The organism is Desulforamulus profundi, assembly GCF_002607855.1.
Genome location: NZ_AWQQ01000049.1, coordinates 1 through 19,965 on the forward strand (window position 1 = coordinate 1; position 19,965 = coordinate 19,965).

The 19,965-nt window shown below is 44.3% G+C and carries 21 protein-coding genes, 2 pseudogenes and 2 CRISPR repeat arrays; all 23 genes and pseudogenes read right to left on the minus strand.

What is annotated here, in order from left to right:
* The first annotated feature begins 4 nt into the window (after window positions 1–4).
* A CRISPR array of direct repeats spans window positions 5–568; the repeat unit is 37 nt; unit sequence GTTTCAATTCCCAGAGGGAATTATTTTGTTTTTGGAC.
* A 197-nt stretch (window positions 569–765) separates the two neighbouring features.
* Window positions 766–1,047, minus strand: coding sequence for a CRISPR-associated endonuclease Cas2 (cas2, locus tag P378_RS08335; RefSeq protein ID WP_338013874.1), 282 nt, complete (start codon window positions 1,045–1,047; stop codon window positions 766–768).
* A 2-nt stretch (window positions 1,048–1,049) separates the two neighbouring features.
* Window positions 1,050–2,036, minus strand: a complete 987-nt coding sequence (gene cas1 / locus P378_RS08340; RefSeq protein ID WP_180261029.1) for a CRISPR-associated endonuclease Cas1 — start codon at window positions 2,034–2,036, stop codon at window positions 1,050–1,052.
* Window positions 1,985–2,682, minus strand: a pseudogene (gene cas4 / locus P378_RS24075) (CRISPR-associated protein Cas4). The gene cas1 and the pseudogene cas4 overlap by 52 nt, the downstream one beginning before the upstream one ends.
* 89 nt (window positions 2,683–2,771) lie before the next feature.
* Window positions 2,772–4,100: direct repeats of the CRISPR family, unit length 37 nt; unit sequence GTTTCAATTCCCAGAGGGAATTATTTTGTTTTTAGAC.
* Between the two features lie 611 nt (window positions 4,101–4,711).
* Window positions 4,712–5,020 (minus strand): type II toxin-antitoxin system RelE/ParE family toxin, encoded by a 309-nt coding sequence (locus P378_RS08355; RefSeq protein WP_099082923.1) that lies wholly within the window; start codon window positions 5,018–5,020, stop codon window positions 4,712–4,714.
* Window positions 5,013–5,273: a type II toxin-antitoxin system prevent-host-death family antitoxin gene (locus P378_RS08360; RefSeq protein WP_099082924.1), complete on the minus strand. Its 261-nt coding sequence runs from the start codon at window positions 5,271–5,273 to the stop codon at window positions 5,013–5,015. The genes P378_RS08355 and P378_RS08360 overlap by 8 nt, the downstream gene beginning before the upstream one ends.
* A gap of 45 nt (window positions 5,274–5,318) precedes the next feature.
* Complete coding sequence (locus P378_RS21425; protein WP_238473045.1) at window positions 5,319–5,705, minus strand: hypothetical protein; 387 nt, start codon at window positions 5,703–5,705, stop codon at window positions 5,319–5,321.
* Window positions 5,669–6,271 (minus strand): vWA domain-containing protein, encoded by a 603-nt coding sequence (locus P378_RS08365; protein ID WP_238473046.1) that lies wholly within the window; start codon window positions 6,269–6,271, stop codon window positions 5,669–5,671. The genes P378_RS21425 and P378_RS08365 overlap by 37 nt, the downstream gene beginning before the upstream one ends.
* A gap of 290 nt (window positions 6,272–6,561) precedes the next feature.
* Entirely contained in the window at window positions 6,562–6,765 is a 204-nt protein-coding gene (locus P378_RS08370) for a hypothetical protein (RefSeq protein ID WP_180261030.1), read from the minus strand.
* Between the two features lie 67 nt (window positions 6,766–6,832).
* Window positions 6,833–7,171: a topoisomerase DNA-binding C4 zinc finger domain-containing protein gene (locus P378_RS24080; protein WP_420795986.1), complete on the minus strand. Its 339-nt coding sequence runs from the start codon at window positions 7,169–7,171 to the stop codon at window positions 6,833–6,835.
* 227 nt (window positions 7,172–7,398) lie between these two features.
* A pseudogene (locus P378_RS08385) lies at window positions 7,399–8,867 on the minus strand (DEAD/DEAH box helicase).
* Window positions 8,858–8,977, minus strand: coding sequence for a DEAD/DEAH box helicase family protein (locus P378_RS24085; RefSeq protein ID WP_420795987.1), 120 nt, complete (start codon window positions 8,975–8,977; stop codon window positions 8,858–8,860). Before P378_RS24085 ends, P378_RS08385 begins: the two are co-directional and overlap by 10 nt.
* Before the next feature lie 2 nt (window positions 8,978–8,979).
* On the minus strand, window positions 8,980–9,429 hold the full coding sequence (locus tag P378_RS19495; RefSeq protein ID WP_099082928.1) for a hypothetical protein: 450 nt from the start codon (window positions 9,427–9,429) through the stop codon (window positions 8,980–8,982).
* A gap of 61 nt (window positions 9,430–9,490) precedes the next feature.
* Complete coding sequence (locus P378_RS20095) at window positions 9,491–9,646, minus strand: type I restriction enzyme endonuclease domain-containing protein (RefSeq protein ID WP_476588326.1); 156 nt, start codon at window positions 9,644–9,646, stop codon at window positions 9,491–9,493.
* Between the two features lie 53 nt (window positions 9,647–9,699).
* Window positions 9,700–10,224, minus strand: a complete 525-nt coding sequence (locus P378_RS08400) for a hypothetical protein (protein ID WP_099082929.1) — start codon at window positions 10,222–10,224, stop codon at window positions 9,700–9,702.
* Window positions 10,221–10,661, minus strand: a complete 441-nt coding sequence (locus P378_RS08405) for a protein-export chaperone SecB (protein ID WP_099082930.1) — start codon at window positions 10,659–10,661, stop codon at window positions 10,221–10,223. Before P378_RS08405 ends, P378_RS08400 begins: the two co-directional genes overlap by 4 nt.
* Complete coding sequence (locus tag P378_RS08410) at window positions 10,621–11,505, minus strand: hypothetical protein (protein WP_099082931.1); 885 nt, start codon at window positions 11,503–11,505, stop codon at window positions 10,621–10,623. The genes P378_RS08405 and P378_RS08410 overlap by 41 nt, the downstream gene beginning before the upstream one ends.
* A gap of 242 nt (window positions 11,506–11,747) precedes the next feature.
* The gene (locus P378_RS08415; protein WP_099082932.1) at window positions 11,748–12,293 is read right to left on the minus strand and encodes a hypothetical protein; all 546 of its coding nucleotides are present in this window, start codon (window positions 12,291–12,293) and stop codon (window positions 11,748–11,750) included.
* Window positions 12,294–12,373: 80 nt separating this feature from the next.
* Entirely contained in the window at window positions 12,374–12,898 is a 525-nt protein-coding gene (locus P378_RS08420; protein ID WP_143338442.1) for an HNH endonuclease, read from the minus strand.
* A 212-nt stretch (window positions 12,899–13,110) separates the two neighbouring features.
* Complete coding sequence (locus P378_RS08425) at window positions 13,111–15,291, minus strand: helicase-related protein (protein ID WP_180261032.1); 2,181 nt, start codon at window positions 15,289–15,291, stop codon at window positions 13,111–13,113.
* Window positions 15,249–16,763, minus strand: coding sequence for an SNF2-related protein (locus P378_RS08430; RefSeq protein ID WP_099082935.1), 1,515 nt, complete (start codon window positions 16,761–16,763; stop codon window positions 15,249–15,251). Before P378_RS08430 ends, P378_RS08425 begins: the two co-directional genes overlap by 43 nt.
* A gap of 67 nt (window positions 16,764–16,830) precedes the next feature.
* Window positions 16,831–18,417 carry a DUF1156 domain-containing protein gene (locus tag P378_RS08435; protein ID WP_143338443.1) on the minus strand — a complete coding sequence of 529 codons (1,587 nt, stop codon included), beginning with the start codon at window positions 18,415–18,417 and terminating at the stop codon, window positions 16,831–16,833.
* A 230-nt stretch (window positions 18,418–18,647) separates the two neighbouring features.
* A complete protein-coding gene (locus P378_RS08440) occupies window positions 18,648–19,529 on the minus strand; it encodes a DUF1156 domain-containing protein (protein ID WP_099082937.1) in 882 nt (293 codons plus the stop codon).
* Window positions 19,526–19,963 carry a DUF7680 family protein gene (locus tag P378_RS08445; protein WP_099082938.1) on the minus strand — a complete coding sequence of 146 codons (438 nt, stop codon included), beginning with the start codon at window positions 19,961–19,963 and terminating at the stop codon, window positions 19,526–19,528. Before P378_RS08445 ends, P378_RS08440 begins: the two co-directional genes overlap by 4 nt.
* Between the last annotated feature and the right edge of the window lie 2 nt (window positions 19,964–19,965).

The following is a 19,965-nucleotide window of genomic DNA, read 5'->3' on the forward strand; positions in this document are numbered from 1 at the left end:
CCAAGTTTCAATTCCCAGAGGGAATTATTTTGTTTTTGGACATGTGGAAGATCCGGAGCCTTTCAGGGATGATTGTTATGGTTTCAATTCCCAGAGGGAATTATTTTGTTTTTGGACCCGCTTGGCACCACTGTGCCAGCCACGCCCGTGAATTGTTTCAATTCCCAGAGGGAATTATTTTGTTTTTGGACCTACGAATTCAATACCGCCCTGTCATCCCCATCGTGGGAAGTTTCAATTCCCAGAGGGAATTATTTTGTTTTTGGACCAGACAGGCACTGGCCGCATTGGACGGTGATAACGCAGTTTCAATTCCCAGAGGGAATTATTTTGTTTTTGGACATCACGCACCCGCTCGTAGTTGGTCAGCAAGATTGGGACGTTTCAATTCCCAGAGGGAATTATTTTGTTTTTGGACATTATTTCCCTTGAGAGGCCGGGCGGGGTTTGGGTGCTGTTTCAATTCCCAGAGGGAATTATTTTGTTTTTGGACAAAAGTTGCCATACAGCCCTCTACCAGATTAAGAAAAAGTTTCAATTCCCAGAGGGAATTATTTTGTTTTTGGACCCTATCCGCTGGAGCTCTTAAAATACATGGGCTGACAACCTATTTTGCGAGAATCACCATAAATCTGGTTACTTTTTCCTATTTTACACTATATCTTTATACCCGTAAACCCCTTATCCCTTATATTTCAAGGGTTTTTAAAAATCGAGCAACCCCCGGGTTTTTGACACACCGGCAGGTGCTCGATGTTTGAATATTCATACAATATATACTCCATCTCCAAAGGGGTCGCTGCATTTGCCTATTCTTATTATATCATCTCTGCACCTGGCACACTGCTTGTAAAAAATGACGCTGTCTTCGTCTTTTTGCAGGAGACGAGATAATTTATGCCGCAGCATAACATAATCTTCCTCGCTCAGACGTGCTTCAAAAACACTGTACTGAACTGGTACCGCATAGTCGCATAATACCTTGTGTATTTTATTTCGTCTCTTGTCATCTGTTATATCATAGCTAATAATGTAATGCGTCATCATCACTACCGGATTAAAAATGGTTTATAATCAGTAATTTCCTTAGTCAAGACCTTGGCTAAAAATCGTGCCTGCAGCTCAATGTTGCGCAGGTAGGGTATTCGGTAACCAAAAATCGGATGGGTAATGACTTCCTTCCTGCGTTCTTCATAACACCGGTATATTTTTTTACGTCCGTTTTCATTAAGAAAACATCCCCCCATCATATAGTCAAAATCCCCCTCGGTAATGATACCCTTGTTTAAGACCATTAGCACAACTGAATCAGCTATTACCGGTCGGAACTCTTCCATTATATCCAGGGCTAGGGCTGGTCTGCCGAAATCTGACCGGTGAAAAAACCCTACAAAAGGATCAAATCCCACTACCTGAACTGATGCGACTACGTCTTTCAACAGTAATGAATAGCAAAAACTTAATAAGGCATTCACCGGGTCTTCCGGTGGACGCCTGCTGCGCTTGTTAAAATCAAAGGGGACTTTATCTTTGATTAGCAGTCCAAATACCCTAAAATATTCATGAGAACCAGCACCCTCCAATCCCATTAACTCATTCAGATTTCCGGCCTTCTCCAGCTTTTTTACAATATTTTTCATTTTTGATGACGCCTTCTCAAGCGCAGGGTCATTCAGAGACCGATTATATCTTAATAGAAGGGTACGCATGTTGGAAAGCTTACCACGAACAAATTCTCTGGCATAGATCATACGCTCACTGTTATGCTGATACGTGCTGTGTTGAGCTATACGCAGGACAGAATTTTTGGAAAGAGTTGGCTGCAGGCATCCATAGTATTTTCCCTTCGTTGAAATAAAATGAACCTCAACACCTCTTTCCAGAAAAAGCTTTGTTAATTGAGAAGAAACATTAACTGTTCCTACCAGAACAACCTGATCCAAGTTGCACAGAGGCATATCTGTTAACTTAACTTCATCTTTAATTACCAGTACCCGTTCCCCTTTTTTATGCAGTGATGCGCCCTGTTGATCCACATACAATACTCTTCCCAAATTGATTCCCGGCAGCGTCGAGTTACTATCTTTTTTGGGCCTGAAAGTTGTTTTACCTCAAAAGGAAGGCATCGGTTTATAAGGGCACATCCTTCACAACGGTTATCAGCCATTGGCGGAGGTATCTCCCCTGAGGTCATAATTTCTCTGGCTTTGTTAACTGCATTTTCCACCATCCGACGGATGGCTTCATCAATCAATACTTCCCGCCTTGCATTGGACTGGGAATAGTAAATATACCCTTGGTGATATCATGTCCCAGTTTTTCTTCCAGAGCCATAGCTTGGGCACATACCTGTATATCATCATTCAGGCTTTCCTTCAGGATACCTTTTTTGTATTCGACCGGATAGATTTCATTCCCCTGCTCCAGGACGTCAATAACACCTATAATGCCTAGCTTTTCCGATGCAACACAAATGCAACGTTCCTGGCGGTATCCTTCCCTCACGATACTCTGCCTTTCATTTCGCCGCTCCTCCTGCAGCTTACCCTCCAGCAGATGGTGATTTGAGTCTTCTGCCGCTTCAACTACCCTGTAATAAAAATTTCGGGGGCAATAAAGAATTTCCGAAACCGCAGATACAGGAAGATACTGCTGCTCCCTGGTTAATTTCTGTCCTTGCATGGTCTCACACACCTTATGATGCAGTGTAGCGGTATATTTGAATATTAAATAATTACAACATTAAATATGATAATGCTCAAGATAAATTAGTTTCAATTCCCAGAGGGAATTATTTTGTTTTTGGACAAAACAGGGGGCAACGTGCTAATTCTAGCGCCGTTGGCGTTTCAATTCCCAGAGGGAATTATTTTGTTTTTGGACGCCAGTATAAATACATTAACGCTGATGTAGTCTATGAAGGGTTTCAATTCCCAGAGGGAATTATTTTGTTTTTGGACGGGAGAAGGAGGAAATATGAAATGGGCCAAAAGAGATGTTTCAATTCCCAGAGGGAATTATTTTGTTTTTGGACATCCCGGACCCGTCCAGCGAGAAAACCGTTCGGCGTTGGTGTTTCAATTCCCAGAGGGAATTATTTTGTTTTTGGACATTGGTGCCCGAATCAGAAGAAAATTAGGAAAGGAGGTGGCCATGTTTCAATTCCCAGAGGGAATTATTTTGTTTTTAGACGTAAAAGCAGTTCCACCACCAGAACGACAACTAACTGAGTTTCAATTCCCAGAGGGAATTATTTTGTTTTTAGACAGACCACAAGTACGACAACCCCGTCCCGGTCATCTGGGGTTTCAATTCCCAGAGGGAATTATTTTGTTTTTAGACTGGGCGAATCAAGGTGGATACTTGTGTGTCCACATGGGTAGTTTCAATTCCCAGAGGGAATTATTTTGTTTTTAGACTGTGGCTGAGCAGTAAAGCCAAAAACAGGGTGGCAGCCATGTTTCAATTCCCAGAGGGAATTATTTTGTTTTTAGACAAAGAAGTATCGACTTAGAACTAGAACACCTGCTGGTGATGTTTCAATTCCCAGAGGGAATTATTTTGTTTTTAGACTGATTGACCAGATACTAATGGCCGGCGGAGGGGCAATGTTTCAATTCCCAGAGGGAATTATTTTGTTTTTAGACCGAACCACAGGTACACATCAGCCGGAGACATTTCCGGGTTTCAATTCCCAGAGGGAATTATTTTGTTTTTAGACACGCCGATCAGGTTCTCGCAGATGACAACGACGAGCTGGTCGAGTTTCAATTCCCAGAGGGAATTATTTTGTTTTTAGACGAGATTGGCGGCTCATCTGCCAAACAGCTGCGGGCGCGTTTCAATTCCCAGAGGGAATTATTTTGTTTTTAGACTCATCCAGGGCCATAGATGAAGGATATGTTTCCGTGGCGTTTCAATTCCCAGAGGGAATTATTTTGTTTTTAGACGGACTGATTACCGCCGACACTGAGTTTGACCTGATGGAGTTTCAATTCCCAGAGGGAATTATTTTGTTTTTAGACGGCCGGGCTGGAGCTGGTGCGGCCGCTGTCGGCTACTTGTTTCAATTCCCAGAGGGAATTATTTTGTTTTTAGACCCTATCCGCTGGAGTTCTTAAAATACATGGGCTGACAACCTATTTTGCGAGAATCACCATAAATCTGGTTACTTTTTCCTATTTTACACTATCTCTTTATACCCGTAAACCCCTTACCCCTTATATTTCAAGGGTTTTTAAAAATCGAGCAACCCCCGGGTTTTTGACACACCGGCAGGTGTTCGATGTTTGAATATTCATGCAACATATACTCCATCTCCAAAGGGGTCGCTGCATTTGCCTGTAGCGAATCACGCTACTAGGGTTATGTATAAGCAGAATTATCTGTCAGTTTACCATTGTATAACAGGGGCCGGTCAACTTTTACTCTATCACAAGTGGTCAACTTAGCACAAGTTACTTGAGAGACATGTAGGTTTCCGGCCAGTTACCCACTTGGGGGACTGGCTTTTTTATCGGGACTGACGGACTGACTAAGCCTATTTATTGATATAGTTTAAGTAGTTGCCATATACAGATATTAGTGCAATAGAATGCCACCTTATTGCCAAACACTACGGTAATTTGCTGCTTTTTACATTGTATTGAATAAAGTAAAAATTTCGAGCATAAAAAAGCACCTCCGAAGAAGTGCTTTTTTCATGTTTTGCTTATATCAATTTGGCATAGTCTTGAGCTCCGTAAAAGAAACGCAGAATGTTTACTTTTTTATCGTTTTCATCCACTTTGTAGATGATGATATAATTTTTTACGACAACCTTGCGATAACCCTCTTTTTCCAATCGGCTGTCCTGACACTTGGAATACATCAGCGGATTCCTTTTCAAATAGCCGTAACACTTGTCGACCTCATCAAGAAAATCTGATGCGGCTGTCAGATTTGCCAATTGAACGGCAATGTATGAAACGATATTGTCCAAATCCTGATGAGCAAGTTCTGTGACAATCAATTTATACATTGTATTTTTCTCTTATACTCTTCAGAGAAGCATCTCCGTCAAGTATTTTTCCTTCCGCCAATTGTTCCTCGGCAGCGTTCAGTTTGCGGTAGACATCTGACATGAACATCTTTTCCTCGTACATTTTCATGCTCATGATAACCATATCGCCATATCCGTTTTTAGTTATGAAAATAGGCTCATCGGAAGCGTGACACATTTGTGAAATCTCACTTGTTTTTTTTAAATCACGAATTGGAATTATCTTAGGCACAATACTCACTCCTTTTTGTGGCTTTATTGTACCATAATTATATCCTTAATTCAAATATATTATTTGTTTGGCTTTTACGCTCAGGTCGGCCTTTAGGTTAACCAGGGCCAGGTTTTCCCGAACGTCTGCATAATCCAGCTCTACACTAAAGAGCTTATGGGTCCCTTCAGCCAGCGGCAATATCACCAGTTCCAGCAGCAGAATTTTTGTTTCCCCACTATATATATCAGGCAGGCTCACGGTAAGCCCTTCACCGGTGGTAAAGGGATAGCCAAGTACCCCGGTTATTGATACATCCTGACCCGGTTTCACTTTCACTGACAGGTTTTGGGCTACAATACTGAGTAAACCGGTCAGCTTTTGATCAAAGATACCAGGGATTTGGTCCGGTGTTTCTATATAATAAAAGTTACCTCCGCCGGCCTCGGCCATTGCCTGCAGCAAATCTTCTTCAAAGTCATCACCCAATCCAAAGGTAGAGAGATTAACCTCACCGGCTGCCATTTGCCGCGCCTTCTCCACCAGGCACCGTGGTCCGTCACTCCCACATTGGCCATACCATCCGTCAACAGCAGCACCCTATTAATTTGGTTTTCCTTGTGAGCCAGCTTAACTTCCCTTAAACCCAGCAGCATGCCTCCGCTTAAATTGGTGCTGCCACCGGGATAGATACTTTCCACCGCCATTTTAAGAGCATCTTTGTTCTCCACCTTGTGGGATGGGGCCACCATCGTAACCATGTCATCAAAGGCCACCACCGAACAATAATCCTGAGGTCTAAGATGGCCAACTGCAAAGGTAACTGCCTTTTTGGTGTAGTCCAGCTTTTCTCCGGACATACTGCCGCTACGATCAATGACAAAGGAAAAATTCTGCACAGGTCTTTCTTTAACTATTTGCTCCGGTGCAGCAAGTTTAACCATGAGATAGGCCACCTGCTTATTGCCGTGTAGCAGAAAAGTTTTATCTAACGCCAGATCAACTTTAATTTGTTCCATTAGGGTTGACCTCCTTATCTCTCTTTTTCTCCCTAAGCGGCTGGCATGGCTCTTTACTAATATCACTGCCACAGTAGGGGCAAATCCACTGTCTTTCCGAAGCTGCACTGTAGGATTTGTTGTTACCACACACGGGACAAATTTTCAGATACATAGGCAACTCCGTTTAATTGATAACCACCGGGATTTTCTGCAACACAAGGCTGCATTTATACCAATTCTTTTGCTTAAATGGTAACAGTCCGGCACGACCACAGCATGTCAGTGGCATAAAAAACACCTGAAAAAATTCAGGCGTTACTTCCATTGTCTTTTAAGAAAGAAGTATTTAAGTTTTCAATCAGTCTATTCCCCGCAACCTCAAGATCACCTTCCAAAGGAAATACCAGCGTTCTAACGGTAATATCTCCAATGGTTTCTTTAAAAGTCCTAATATTAGAAGAGGGATAAATAAGCACCGCCTCCCGACACTCTTTTGCCACCGCATAGGTCACTACCTGGTTAGTATCCGCTTGGGACGGGCACCAGCGGGGCTGTCAAAACAATTGACCATCAAAAAACTTATAAATCCTTAACGCTAATTTTATTTTTACATGCCCAAAAATTTTCACAACTAATGTACAGGCCGTATTGTGAAACCCTTGCATAAAAGGGGCTACCGCATTTATGGCACACTTTTTGGGTAGTGGTCAGATATTTGTTCACTAAGTCAACCGGTATATATGGGAATATATAATTACATTTTGGGTAACCTGTACACCCAAGCAACAGCTTACGGTTTTTCGGGTTCTCAACAATCCTGAGGGGTCTACCGCAATTTGGGCACTTTTCGTTACTTCCTATAAACTCATTAAAACCGAGGCCGACTCCTGATCCTGTCCCAAGCAGAGTGGTAAGCATTTGGGCTGTCCTTTTGCCCTTAAAACGAACGCTTACAAAATATTCTACCTTATCTTTCTTAACCAATGGTTGCCCGTACCATATAATTTCTTGGTCTATTATGATAAGTGGAGCCGGGACAAAATACTTTAATTCCGCATAATGATTAAGAGGTGATGGCAAATCAGCAGGCTTCCCTGCCCTAATTTTTAGCTGTACGCCTCTTTTTTGAACGTCTTGTAAATACTTTAACCAACTAGTGTCAACCAGTGTGCCTCGGGTATATCCATATAAATACTTCCCCTGGCATTTCTTAAATCATAGATAAAATGCTCCTTATAATTTCCCTTGCTATAGAATTGGAGGGCATGCTTTAACTCAAGGGGTTTTAATAAATAATTCTCAAGATCATAACTGGCGTACTGTCGGCCTTTCTCTTCCAGATATCGCAGCAAAACGGATAGAATCTTATCATTATTTATTTTGCTTTTCCAATAAGATCTATTAGTAATAGCAACAAATTTTCCCCTGGCCCTGCTTACGGCAACATTTATTAAACGGGTGGCCTGTTCCAGGTTATCGCTGGTTAGCAACACGCCGGGTCTTTCTTGAGGATAGTTATCAACGCAGTCAAAAATAATAATGTCTTTCTCAGAACCTTGAAATTGGTGTACCGTAGCCGCAAAAATAGGTAATTTGCTTAAATTTTCTTCCCTAAAAACATCCCTAATCATGGACCTAACCAGCCGTGATTGGTACTGTAGGGTGTAATGATACCAATCGGGCTATCTTCCTCCAACTGCTTGCTTGTCTTTGATGGCAATGCCTGTAAAGCCAGGTACAAAGACACAAGGGCTGTAAACGGGTTATACCTGGAACCGGAGCTGTCTTTATAGCAAAAAGCTGGAAAAAGTCTAACATTTATGAGTGATAAGTTTTCTCCAAGCATAGGTGTTGATTTTTTTATGTCTTCAGTTTTTTGAGCCATAGCCGGATCATCATTTAATAAGCCGTGGTAAATATGGTAGCTCACAAAGCCGGATATCTTTGGATGCATCCTCCGCTGGACATCCAGCATTACCATCAGGGGATGATATCTCCTTTCATCTACACCCTCCTTAATTTTTGCTTGTTCAAAAACATCCCTCTTCAGCCATTTTTTAACCTTCTCATCATCAGATAAAGCAATAGGGGCCAGTTGGCGAAAATCACCAATGTAGATTATATGTTTTTTAGCCAGAGAAGCTGCATAAAAGGCTTGAGGAATATAAGCCATACTTACCTCATCTAACAACACTACATCGAAGTGACTATCGTAAATACAACTATCTATTGTAGCCTTGGCTAAACTGGTGGCCACTAATTTGGCATCTTGGAGAAACTGGCTTTCCAGTTCCTTAATTCGTCTTTTCAGAACCGTCAATTCTTTAGAAACTTTCGCCAGTTCCGGGTCGTTCAGTCTTTGTTTTTTAATAATAAATCTCTGCTGTTCCAGCTCTTCTTTCTGCTTTTTAAGCTCTGGATACTTGCGCAGAACCAAATTAAAAGAAGTTAACTCCTCATTATTACGAACATCCGGCATCTTTGGGTAGCCGTAACGAAGGATACTGCCGGGTTTATATTTAAAATTTTTGGGAGTGCCAGGTTCCCATATTTTTTTATATATTCTTCTTATTGCTTCATCAACCGCCACATTACTATGGGAGATCACCAGCACCGGTGTCCCTTAGCCAGGTGATTTATGGCGATTCGAGAAAGAGTTTCCGTTTTACCTGTTCCAGGCGGTCCCCATATATAAAGAACTGGTTCTTGTAAAGCCTTTTTGATGGCTAAATCAGAACCACGTTGGGGAGTGGATAAGAAGTCATAAGATGTTTTCCTATTAACTGCTTTTTAGCCAAATCCACATTTCCTTTTCCCTGTTCTATCTCCCTTAATCGATTCTGCAAACCCTCTAACAACTTCCAGGGTTCACAATACATATTTCCCTGAACAACGGATTGGCCAAAATAATCATCTAAGGCGATTAAAATTTCGAAGTTCTCACAATATATAATCTGGCCTTCTGATTTTTTACCCTCTATCTCCACCCTAATAGGTGAGTCATCAACAATAGATAATTCAACTTCTAAGTTAAATAAATATATATAGGTTGCCTTGTCAGTGGTAATAAACTGGCCATCCATGATACGGTAAGCTTTGCCGCCCGTCTCCTGGGCACACTTTATTTCAATTTCTAAAGCCTGACAAAAAACATCAACTGCATCTTTAACTAACAAGTTAACATCTCCCCTGCTTTCTGATTAAAAAGCCGCACCCTGCGGTACGGCCTGTCCTTCCTTAGTTCGTCCAATACTGGGTCAACATTTCCGCCTGCTTAATCACAGTACTTACCGCCTTTTCCTGCTGATCCGGGGGGTATTTGTATTTATTCAGGGTGCGGCGAACCAGCACCTTTAGCTTGGCCCGCACCGATTCCTTGATATTCCAGTCAATGGAGCATTAGCCGCACCTTATCCGCCAGCTCCCGGGCAATCTGCCGCAGGACCTCATCCCCCAGTACTGACTTTACACTCGTACCATTCGCCAATTTGAGTATCAGCCAGCTTGTCTACTCCTGCTACGTCCATTGTTTTACCTGCCGTGTCTTCCGGCTTAGCCTTCAGCAACTGGCCATCAACACAAACCAGACAGTTTGAGCTAAGACAACAGTATCGTTCAACCAGAAATCGGCTTACTAATACCTCCAGTATGCCACCACGCAGCTTTTTCAAAAATTGCTCCTCACTCTCTCCCTCCGGTGGGGTTAGTGCCAGATCAAAAACCTTTTTTAGCATGGTGGCAAACCTTTCTTGCTTGGCTCTCTTGGCTTTCGCCTTGGCAAGATTATTTAGATTTAAATAACTCATTCGCCATTTTTCAAACTCTCCTAATTTATAGCTTTTTAATACAGCCGCTGCAACCTCTGGCAAGAACTCCGGCTCTGAAAGTAAAAAGTCAGCAAGATCATGAATTTCCTGCTGACTGTGTACGTAGTCCATATATTCATCTGTATGAATAAAATTGACCTTCATCCCTTTGACCCCTTACTTTCTTCTTTTACTGGTTCATTGGAACGAATCGTGGCAAAAACATCAATTAAAGGTAAAAGCAACGGGGGCAACCCCATAGACAAGGTTAATGAAGCTACTGCCTGCCTGGCCCAAGGCAGTAATAGAGGTAAACCCTGTTGTTCCACAAATCTCTTTAGCTCTGTTCGGTTTGTTGTTTTCTCACACTTGAATTCACCACGCACTGTAATATCCAAGTTAAAAATTTTCGGTTCCTTGTCAAATAATATCTTTATTCTAAAGTAACCGTATGCCAAATTATTATTAATAGTCTTGGCCTTTACACTAAAAACTACATCGTAAGGGATACCACTTTGGAAGTCTGCTACCCTTTGGCAATTAATTTTTTCTATAAAAACATCAAGCAGCTGGACTTTGTGGGCAACTACTTGTTTCTTCATTTTTGCCACTCCCTGGTATTACTTTGCTTAAATCTCTGATTGTAACTTCTTTATTCCATTTGTTGCCGTAAGATGATGTCATATATCTTTTTTCTGTGCCGTATCTATCAGACGGAAGATATTCTTGCCTGAAATCAGGTAATGATTGGTTGTTTTCTTCAACAGTTACAGAAAGCCTAATGGTTATCTGATTAACTGACGGAAAAACAACTTCAGTTTCTCTACCTTTGTACCTAAGTAGTTCCATCCATACCTGGTCGATCCGCAGGAGTTCCAACTCCTCCATATCCTTAGGCAATCTTTCCAGAATGTCCACTAAAAAGCTAAAGCTTTCGCACTTCTCCGGGTCATCTGTAAAATACTGCACATAATACTCAAGCTGGCGCACCAAATCACTCAGTTGTTCAATGTTTGAAACACTTAGTTGCTTTCGCACCTGGTTTAGGTTAGGTGCACCTGTAGCCACAAACCACTCCAGTACCGGATCGTCCAATGTCAATACTTCCAGGTAGTTAAGCACATGATCCAGGGATATTTCTTTATCTTTACTCTCTGGCAATTTTGCTTCCACTGCGGTTTCGCGAATCACCATTGAGACGTAAGCACACAACTGCTCCAGATAGGCTTTAGCAAAACTGTCATAGGCAGCAAAGGCCAGTGTCTCATATAAAGAGCTATCCGGTTTACCCTTGCCAGCTAACAATAAATTAAAGGAGCCCTTGGGCAACAGCGGGGACTGGATAAACGATTTTTGCACCTGCTCGTGATATTCAGGTGCAAATTGCTGGCAAAGATTAAGCAAAAACTCACTTTCTTGCCGGAAAAAATCTTTGATTTCGGACAAATTATCGCCCTCTTTTAATTAATCGTACAGGCAAAATATTGCCTGTAATATATTTATTTATTCACTCAATAAAAAATTTGTTACTTTTTAGTACAATATCAATTCTACACCAGGAAGAGTTTTCCTGCCTGTAGACAATAAAAATCTGCTAAACATACATTAGCAGATCATGAATATTCTGCACTGTGTGGCTGCCACTGGTCTTTACATTAGCTGAGATTAGAATGTGGAAGACCAATCCCTTAGATCATAAATGGTGGCAAACCATTATTCCTGCTCATTTCATTTTCCAGTTCTGACAAATCAGGGTCAGAAAAATCTCCTTCAATTTTATGTGCTATAAATGTTCCTATGTTTTTAGGACCTACATATCTTTGTAAGCCAGGAGATATGACATAGACAAATCCTTCTTCTTTAATTATACCTTCCCAATGTTCCGGTTCGGAGGATATTATAATAGTCGCTGCCTGTGTTTCGTAGAGGGATAAAAATAAACTTAAACTGGACTGATATCTCAAAATACAGATTAAATGTCCCCCAGGCCAGTGAAAGAAATTTTGTAACTCTTTCAAATTACCCCTGAAGAAGCTTGAGCCTCGAACAGGAATATTGGATCTTTCGTTGAAGTCTTTCGTCCACATAAATTTCCTTAGGATGTCAGCAGAGGAACTGGTTTTAAAACTATCTCTAAGTAATATTGCCCCTAAGCCCAGAGCAACTTTCGCTATAAATCTGTCTCCATAGCTCACGTTCATCTTTACACTTAAGCTGTGTTCTTTACCAGACATACTTTTTAGCCTTTGATGTAAACCTTGAAGTTCAAGAGGTATATCTGAAAAACGACCCCCTTGCGGCGTGGGCCCATTTCCTAAAAATATAACAGATTGTTTGAATTGTTCATTAAAGGAATGCAGGATGCAGGATGCCAAACCGGATTATTGGAGCGGACAAAAAGAAACGCAAAGCCATGATCGATTTGATCATTCCGGGCATAGGTAGGTATTCCTACCATTGGGGGAACATCAGGTTCTTCCGGGTAAGGTTCATGAAAGTGATAAATTGTATCACCAGTGGGTCCTAACCACAATTCACATATTTTTTCTTTATAGACAAGTCCATTAACTGGGCCACAGTAGATTAGTGGTAGAATGGGGTTACTATTAATGTTTACGTATTTTTTAGCGATTTCGGCCCTGTAGTTCTGGGTCAACCAGTTCTTAACAAAGGGACCATCGATGTACGCACCACATATGCTATTACACCTTTTACATACCTGATTTAATGTAAAAGGGTTATAAGGTCTTAAATTACCTCCAATGGCCCTAGGGATAACATGTTCTCGCGAAAATTGTTCAGCAGGCTTTTCTTGACCACAATAAACACATAGAGGCATGATCCAACCCCCTTGTATCATATTGACCAACAAATAATTTCCAGTTGGTCATTTTTTTAAATAAAGTAATTAACCTTTGGGTTATCCCTTCCGACAATCACGGTAGAACCGATATATGTCTATTCATTACTAATATTGATATAATCTTGATGAGTAGATTAATCATAAAGGGTATCCCGGCCCAAAACGACCGGGATACTTTGGTACAATGATTAGTTCTTAAAACTCCCCGTTAAATACTTGTACTCCTCCACCAGATTATCTGCCTCTATGTACAGGGCACCGGTTTTAGCAAATAGTGATTCTGGTTTCATTCCTTTATACCCGGCCACCTCTGCAGCATTGAGTTTGATGCTGGCCGGAGATGCCTGCGCCATTTTGAGCAAAGGACCATAGTGAATATCTCCCCGCTGAATTTTGGTATCCAGGATTTTTTGCACATTCAGGGTATCCTGGCGGACCGCTTCATAACACAGCAGCTTATATAAAATCTGCCGCGCCTTCTCCCGGACCGCTGCCAGGCGCTCCTGCCTGCGTTTTTCCGGGATTTGTGCTGCAACTTGAAGCTCACTGGCTCTGGTTCTGATCAAACGGTTCTGTAACTCCGCTCTTTCCTCTTCTGTTATTTCTACCTGGCCGTTGCCATTGACCAGTTCCTCGTATTGTGTGGCATTGGTGATCTCCTGCCACTGGTTTGCTTCGTCTTTATAGAAATATCCCACCAGGGGTGGATCCTGTGCTGCCTCTATCCTGACCACCGGTAACGGATTTGTCTGTTCCAAAGAGATCCCTTTTAGCAATTGTTCAAAAAGCGGTTCCCCATAGGCCAATAGTTTTACGCTGTCTGGTCTTCGATCGTACACCCTGGGATTAAAGGTAACTCTATAGATTTGGTTTTTAAACGATAGAAGGTAAACACCTTTTTCCTGCCCCGGCTGGAGGGATACTCCCTCCGGCAAAAGTGTGGCTGTAAAAATTCTTTCTAACTCCAGAGGGGTCACCGGCGGTCGTTGCTTCTCCGGTAGAGCGCTGAGCTGCTGGGCATAAATATCCAAATTAATGGCGTTATCTTTCGCCTTCTCAGCCTCTTCCAACAGGTCGGCCACCACTTCTGCCAACACCGCTTCCTTTTCCTCACCCCCGGACATAGCCACCTTTTTAATGGCCAGCGGGATTTTAGCCGCCAGGGAACCCAGGGACAGGATGGGCTGCAGTTCCCCCACCACCTGGTTGAACCAACCGATGCGGTGTGACAGGCGTTGGTAGATGGTTTCCTCCACCGTATCCTTGTAGAAATAGTTGAGGATTTCCACTGTTTTAAACTGCTGGCCGATGCGGTCAATACGGCCGATGCGCTGTTCCACCCGCATGGGGTTCCAGGGCATATCGTAATTGATCAAGAGACCACAAGTCTGTAAGTTCAAACCCTCACTGGCAGCGTCTGTACAGAGAAGAATCTGATATTGCCCGGCGGCGAACTTTTCCTTAATATCTTCTTTGGTGGTCAACCGCCAGCTATGGCCGTCCCAATATTCACCCCCATCGCCTGAATAACAGGCCAGGCGGTTGCGGTAGGACTGCAATTGCTCCCGCAGGTACCTCATGGTGTCGGTGTACTGGGTAAAAATAATTACTTTAGAATGGCGGTTAAGGTAGTCCCGCAAGTGGTTATCCAGTTGCGCATATTTAGAATCTTTGCCTAAAGATTGCAGGTCGTAGAGGAAATTCTCCAGAAATTCAATTTCCTCATCGGCATTTCCCCTCTGATCCAGTAATTTTTTACTGTCCTCGCTGAGCTCTTGTCGTTCATCATCAAACAATTCTTCCAGTTCATCCAGCCATTCCTGAGCAGCCGTGTCATCTCCCTTAAGAAACGCCAGCCTGCGCTCCAGGCTTTTGGTATTGGCGAAAAAACTACTGGTTAGACGCCGGCGGTAAATGGTCATAATAAAACCCAGGCCGCTTCGTTTTTCTTCCAACGCCTTTTTGTAATATTTGCTGATGTATTCCTCAATCCGATCGTAAAGGGGTTTCTCATCCACCGGATCAAGATCAATAAACACATCTTTTACATCCCGGTTGGGAATGTTCTGGTCCAGCCAACCTTTCTTTTGGTAATATCGCAACACATTGCGAGTGTTGCGCAACATAAAATGCTTGATGGGTGTGTTGCTTGACAGGATTTTAGTTAAGACTTCCTTATCCTTCTGATTAAGAGATTTATATTCCAGCGCAGGAACATTGCTTTGGAACAGGCTTGCCAGCTTGCGCCTGGTAATTAACCCCACGTTATCGTTGCCAGGTAGTTGGCAGAGATCAGCCTCCGGACCAGCTAGTCGTTGGTAATCCTTCAGCATCTTAATGAGAAAATCAATTTCTCCGGCTTCCGGCATTTTTCGGACTTCCAGGAAGTATCTTTTGAAATCCTCCGCCCGGGCTCCCACAAACCGCCCATACCCAGAATTACCAGCAAGTCCCATAACTCCACCGGGTCCAACTGCATAGGTGTTGCCGACAGCAGCAGCAACCCCCGGGTCTTGCGCTCCAGCTGATCCATCAACTGCAGCAACTTGTTGCGGTCACTGTACTTATTAGACACCCCGCTGCGGCGGGCGTTGTGTGCCTCGTCCAGGATGATTAAATCCCAATCCTTAGCTGTCAGCAGTTCGCTCCAGCGGTCCTCACGCTTCATGAGCTGGCAGGAAGCCAATGCCACATCCGTGCTGTCCCAGGGATTGCCCCCCGGCACCGGTATTTGCCGTCCCTTCGCATCCCAAAAGGCATTTTGCTCGTAACGAGGAATATGCAGGTTGAATTTCTCACGCAATTCCTCCTGCCACTGCCGTATTACCGACTTTGGGGTTAAAATAAGACACCGCCGTACCAGCCCGGTAAGCAGTAGCTTCTTGAGCACCAAACCAGCTTCGATGGTTTTCCCCAAACCTACCTCATCGGACAACAGGAACCGCCCGGTATAATTGGCAACCACTTTGTTGACCACCTGCCGCTGGTGGGGCCAGGGGTCCACCGTACTGAAAGCCTCCGCCAGGGCATGCCCGTTTTTCAGGTAAGGCGCATCTTTAATAAACTGCCATAGGAAACCGGGGTTACCGGTTGTCACTTGTTCGAGTTCACTAACTTCCAGCGGGTCCTGGCGGGGTTCCTCCTCCGGCTTGTATTTCAGCAGTTCCTTCTCTACCGCCTGGGGAAAATCCACCACCAGGGTATACCGCCCGGCCCCCTGCCAGAGCAAACGAAATTCCTCTTCTTCCTCTACCAGGTGTGCTGCATCCTGTGACCAGGATTTAAACACGTGAAAACTCTCCCGGTTTTTCAACCAACCTTGTTTGGTTTCATTGATACTGCCGCTAAAAGCCAGCTTTTGACCCAGGGCATCGGTAAAGATGCCTACCTTTTCATGGAAAATACCTTCGTCGCCGTCACTGGCTACCACCTGGCCGTTGCCATCGGTGGGTAAGGCCACTTTGATTTCCAACGTGCCTTTCGCCACCATGTAGGCCAGGGCGGCCAACCGGTCTTGCATAATCTGATCCACCGGCTGGTTGAACTTGTCCAGTAAGTTCCGGGCCACCTTTTCTTTCAGATCATATCCTTCCTGAATGGCCTGGACATCCTCTGGTGACAGTTGGCAGCCAACTAAAAGCTGCATGCGTCCGCCGTTGGCAATGAGCCGGGCCACCCCCTGGGCAGCCACCGCCAGCGCAGTACTGCTGAAATAACCGGCCTTGCGCTGGTACAGTACACTGCGGGAGAGAGCCGGCACATAGAAATCTTTTACCGGATTACTCACTTCCCAGCTATAGCGGTGACGCCAGGGATATTCCCGTAAGTTCAGGTGGGTCATGGTTTACTCACCTACCATAAAGACAATTGATCCAGCTTCTCATCCATTGCAGCAAGGGCCATATCCTTTAACTGCCGGTGCTCGGGCTGCCCTGCCGGAATGGCCCGCACCAGGCCGCATAAGCCGAGAGAAAATCATCGCTCTGCAACAGGTTTGCCTGCTGGACAAAGCGGCGAAGGGCTGCCGCCCCGTCCTCTTCATAAATCAAAAGAGCGGTGTGGATGGCGTCAATATAACTGGTAAAGGACTGGGCATTGACGTCTACCTGTCCTCGGCGGGAGCGTTCTTTGGGGCTGGTAAGAACAATAAAGTTGCCGTCCTTTTTATAAATTTGTTTCTGGGTGCGCAGGGCATCGATATCCACACCCACACTCAGTGCCAGCTTGTGTCCCTCGTCAAAGGGGAACTGGGGTGCTTGGTAGATATCCCAGGCCAGGATGTACCAGCGGGTCACCGGGTCAAACCGGCCCCGCCGCCCCTGCAGCAGGCTCTGCACCCGGTAATCGGTGACCACCCGGCGGGCTTCGTCCAGGGCTTTGTCCGGGCTGATGGGTTCGCCGCTGCGGTCCTGTACCGGCCAGTGGCGGGAAAGAACTCCCAGCACCGGACCGAAGGTGGCCAGGTAAAGGTCCACACCGGTGATATCCGCTGCCATAAATTCCTGCACCTTTTGCAGTGCAGTCCGCCGTACTTCCGGCAGGATATCCTCCCACCAGCCGCCGGAACCGTCGGTTTCCCGCTTGCGGCAAACCAGCAGGATGGTGCTGGCAGCGGCATTTTTCCGGGCCTGGTGCAGGCTGTGCTCGCTTTCGGTATGCACCGGCCAGGAAGCCGTGATTTCAAAACCGGCGCTGATGAGGGCGGTGGCCAGGGTGTCCCAGGCATCCACCTTTTTGTGGGTGAACATGATGGTAAGTACACCATCTGGGCGCAGTACCCGGTACATTTCCTGGAAGCAGAGTTGCATCTTTTGCTGATAATCCTGCCTGGCCAGTTCCGCCGGTGAGACATCGAAGCCCCGGAAACGGGCCGGGTTGGCCACTGCTTCGTCGTCTTTGTTGGTTAACTCGTCAGAGAAGGCCTCGGGATAAATATCTCCCAGGGTGCGTTTCATCCAGACGTAGAAAAAGTCGCTTAGTTCGGCATACATGACGTTGTCATAATAGGGCGGGTCCACGACAATGGCGTGAATGGTGTTGTCTTGGATGTGGTGCAGGTTGGCTGCGGAACCCTGGGTAAGAATTAGTTTATTATTAATCTTCTCGTCAGGAAATAACTGTCCCCCGTTACCATTTAGCAGTTCACAAATTCCCTTGTAGGCATCTAATACCTGATCTTTTACCCAGGGCCAAAGCATACGGCTGTGATCAAATTCACCGTGACTCCATTTAAATGAAAAATCGTGGCGATCGAATGTATTTGCTATTTTATTTCTAGTACCATCCCATCGAACCAATCGTGAATTATAGTCAACTGCCTTGTCAAACATAATTGCCAGGTAAGTGATAATTGCCGCTGCTTTTGATGGTTCATATTGTTCTTTAATTTTATCTTTGACCTGAAGTATTGCGTCTAAATATGTTAAGTGGGAGAGAAGTTGTCGGGGACTAAAAATGTTATGCCATAATTTAAATCCATATCTTATAGCCTCCACAGTTTTCTCTCCTATCGGTATAGTTTCGTCAGGTACGTATCCCTTCATTTGCAACTCTAGAATTCTTGTTATTAAAACCATTTCTGCTTCTTTAGCGGTCGCTAAATCATCATCTGCTGGCGCTCTAAACATTCGTTTAGGTCTTTTTCCAACTAACTTCTTATAACTTATAGAGTAAAGCTGTTGATCCATCTGTCCTGTTTGGGCTTGTTCCTTTATATAGTCACCTTTCAGAACGCCAGCACACCGTGGCACTTACCAATACCTCGTGCGACAGTTCCCTGGTCGGGGTCGTACTGATGCTTTTTTACGTTTTCAATCAGCTCAAAAGAACATTCATTAGATTCCTTGCTAACTATAAGTTTAACTGCAACCTTTTTCTTTTCAGTTTTTTCCAGCCACCAGTTGGGGCTCAGTGGTACTTTCAACTGGCAATCTGGACAGGTTACCGTTCTTGCCCAGATATAGGCAAAGATATTTTCATCATCCCCTTTAGGAAAAAACTCCTCCAATTGGGGACCGGCGATTTCTTGAACCCGTTGTGCCCACTTCTCTATCTCATCATATAGTTCTTTCCCAAACAAGGCCGGGTATTCGATGGTTGCCCGTTCAATGACATGTGCCACTGGGTTTAACTCGTTAGCATATGTATCAAAGCCAAGCCTATATGCCTCAAGAGGAATACTTCCACCACCGGCCATTGGATCTAAAACAGAAATATCTGCATTCCCCCATACTTCCGATGCTTTCTTTTTTATCTCTTCTTGTTTATTAGCATCCAATACATATTTAAAAGCACGTTCATAACCAAAAGGATCTTTTAACTTTTCACCAGTTTTAGCTGCTTCTTCAATTCTTTTTTTTGCTTCTATAGGAAGCCCTAAAATACCTATAGATCTATTAAACCATTCTTTATTGGTGGTAGTAGGTAGTACACTGGCAAGAACTGCTGCTTTACATAATGTTAAAGGACGACGTGCCCACCAAACATGAAGAAAGCTAATGGGTGGAAGTGCACTGCTTGCTCCCCGCTCCCTTTGACACTCAATGCCCAACTCCTGCACCGGAAACCACTTCTCTATTAAAACCGCCGGTCGCTTCTCCTTGGTCACTTAATTCTCCTCCTCGGAAAGTAAAATCCTGAGGCTCGTAAGGCCCGCTGTCGTTCACCGTTACGGCACTTGGCAAACCAGTAATAGGCCTCCTCATCACTCATGCGGCTGATGCCCAGGTATATTTCCTCCACCCGCTGGATTTTTTGCAGCGGTTTCACCGCCAGGAAAATTAATCCGATTTTTATGCCGCTGATTTCTTTTATATTGTAAGGGGCCCGGCGTCCGGCCTTCAAAGTAGACGGGTCGTAGCCGTTTTTCCTTAGTTCCTCCAGCAGCACCGGCCGCACAGCCTGCAGCCGCCAGCCGGCGAGAGTCTCAATTTTCATCGGCAGCTGGGGCATTTGGCCCTTGAGGTGATAGGGTACCTGGTATAAGGTCACCTGGTAGTCGTTATCCGGTAACTGCTCCACCTGTAGTGTGAAAACCTGCATTG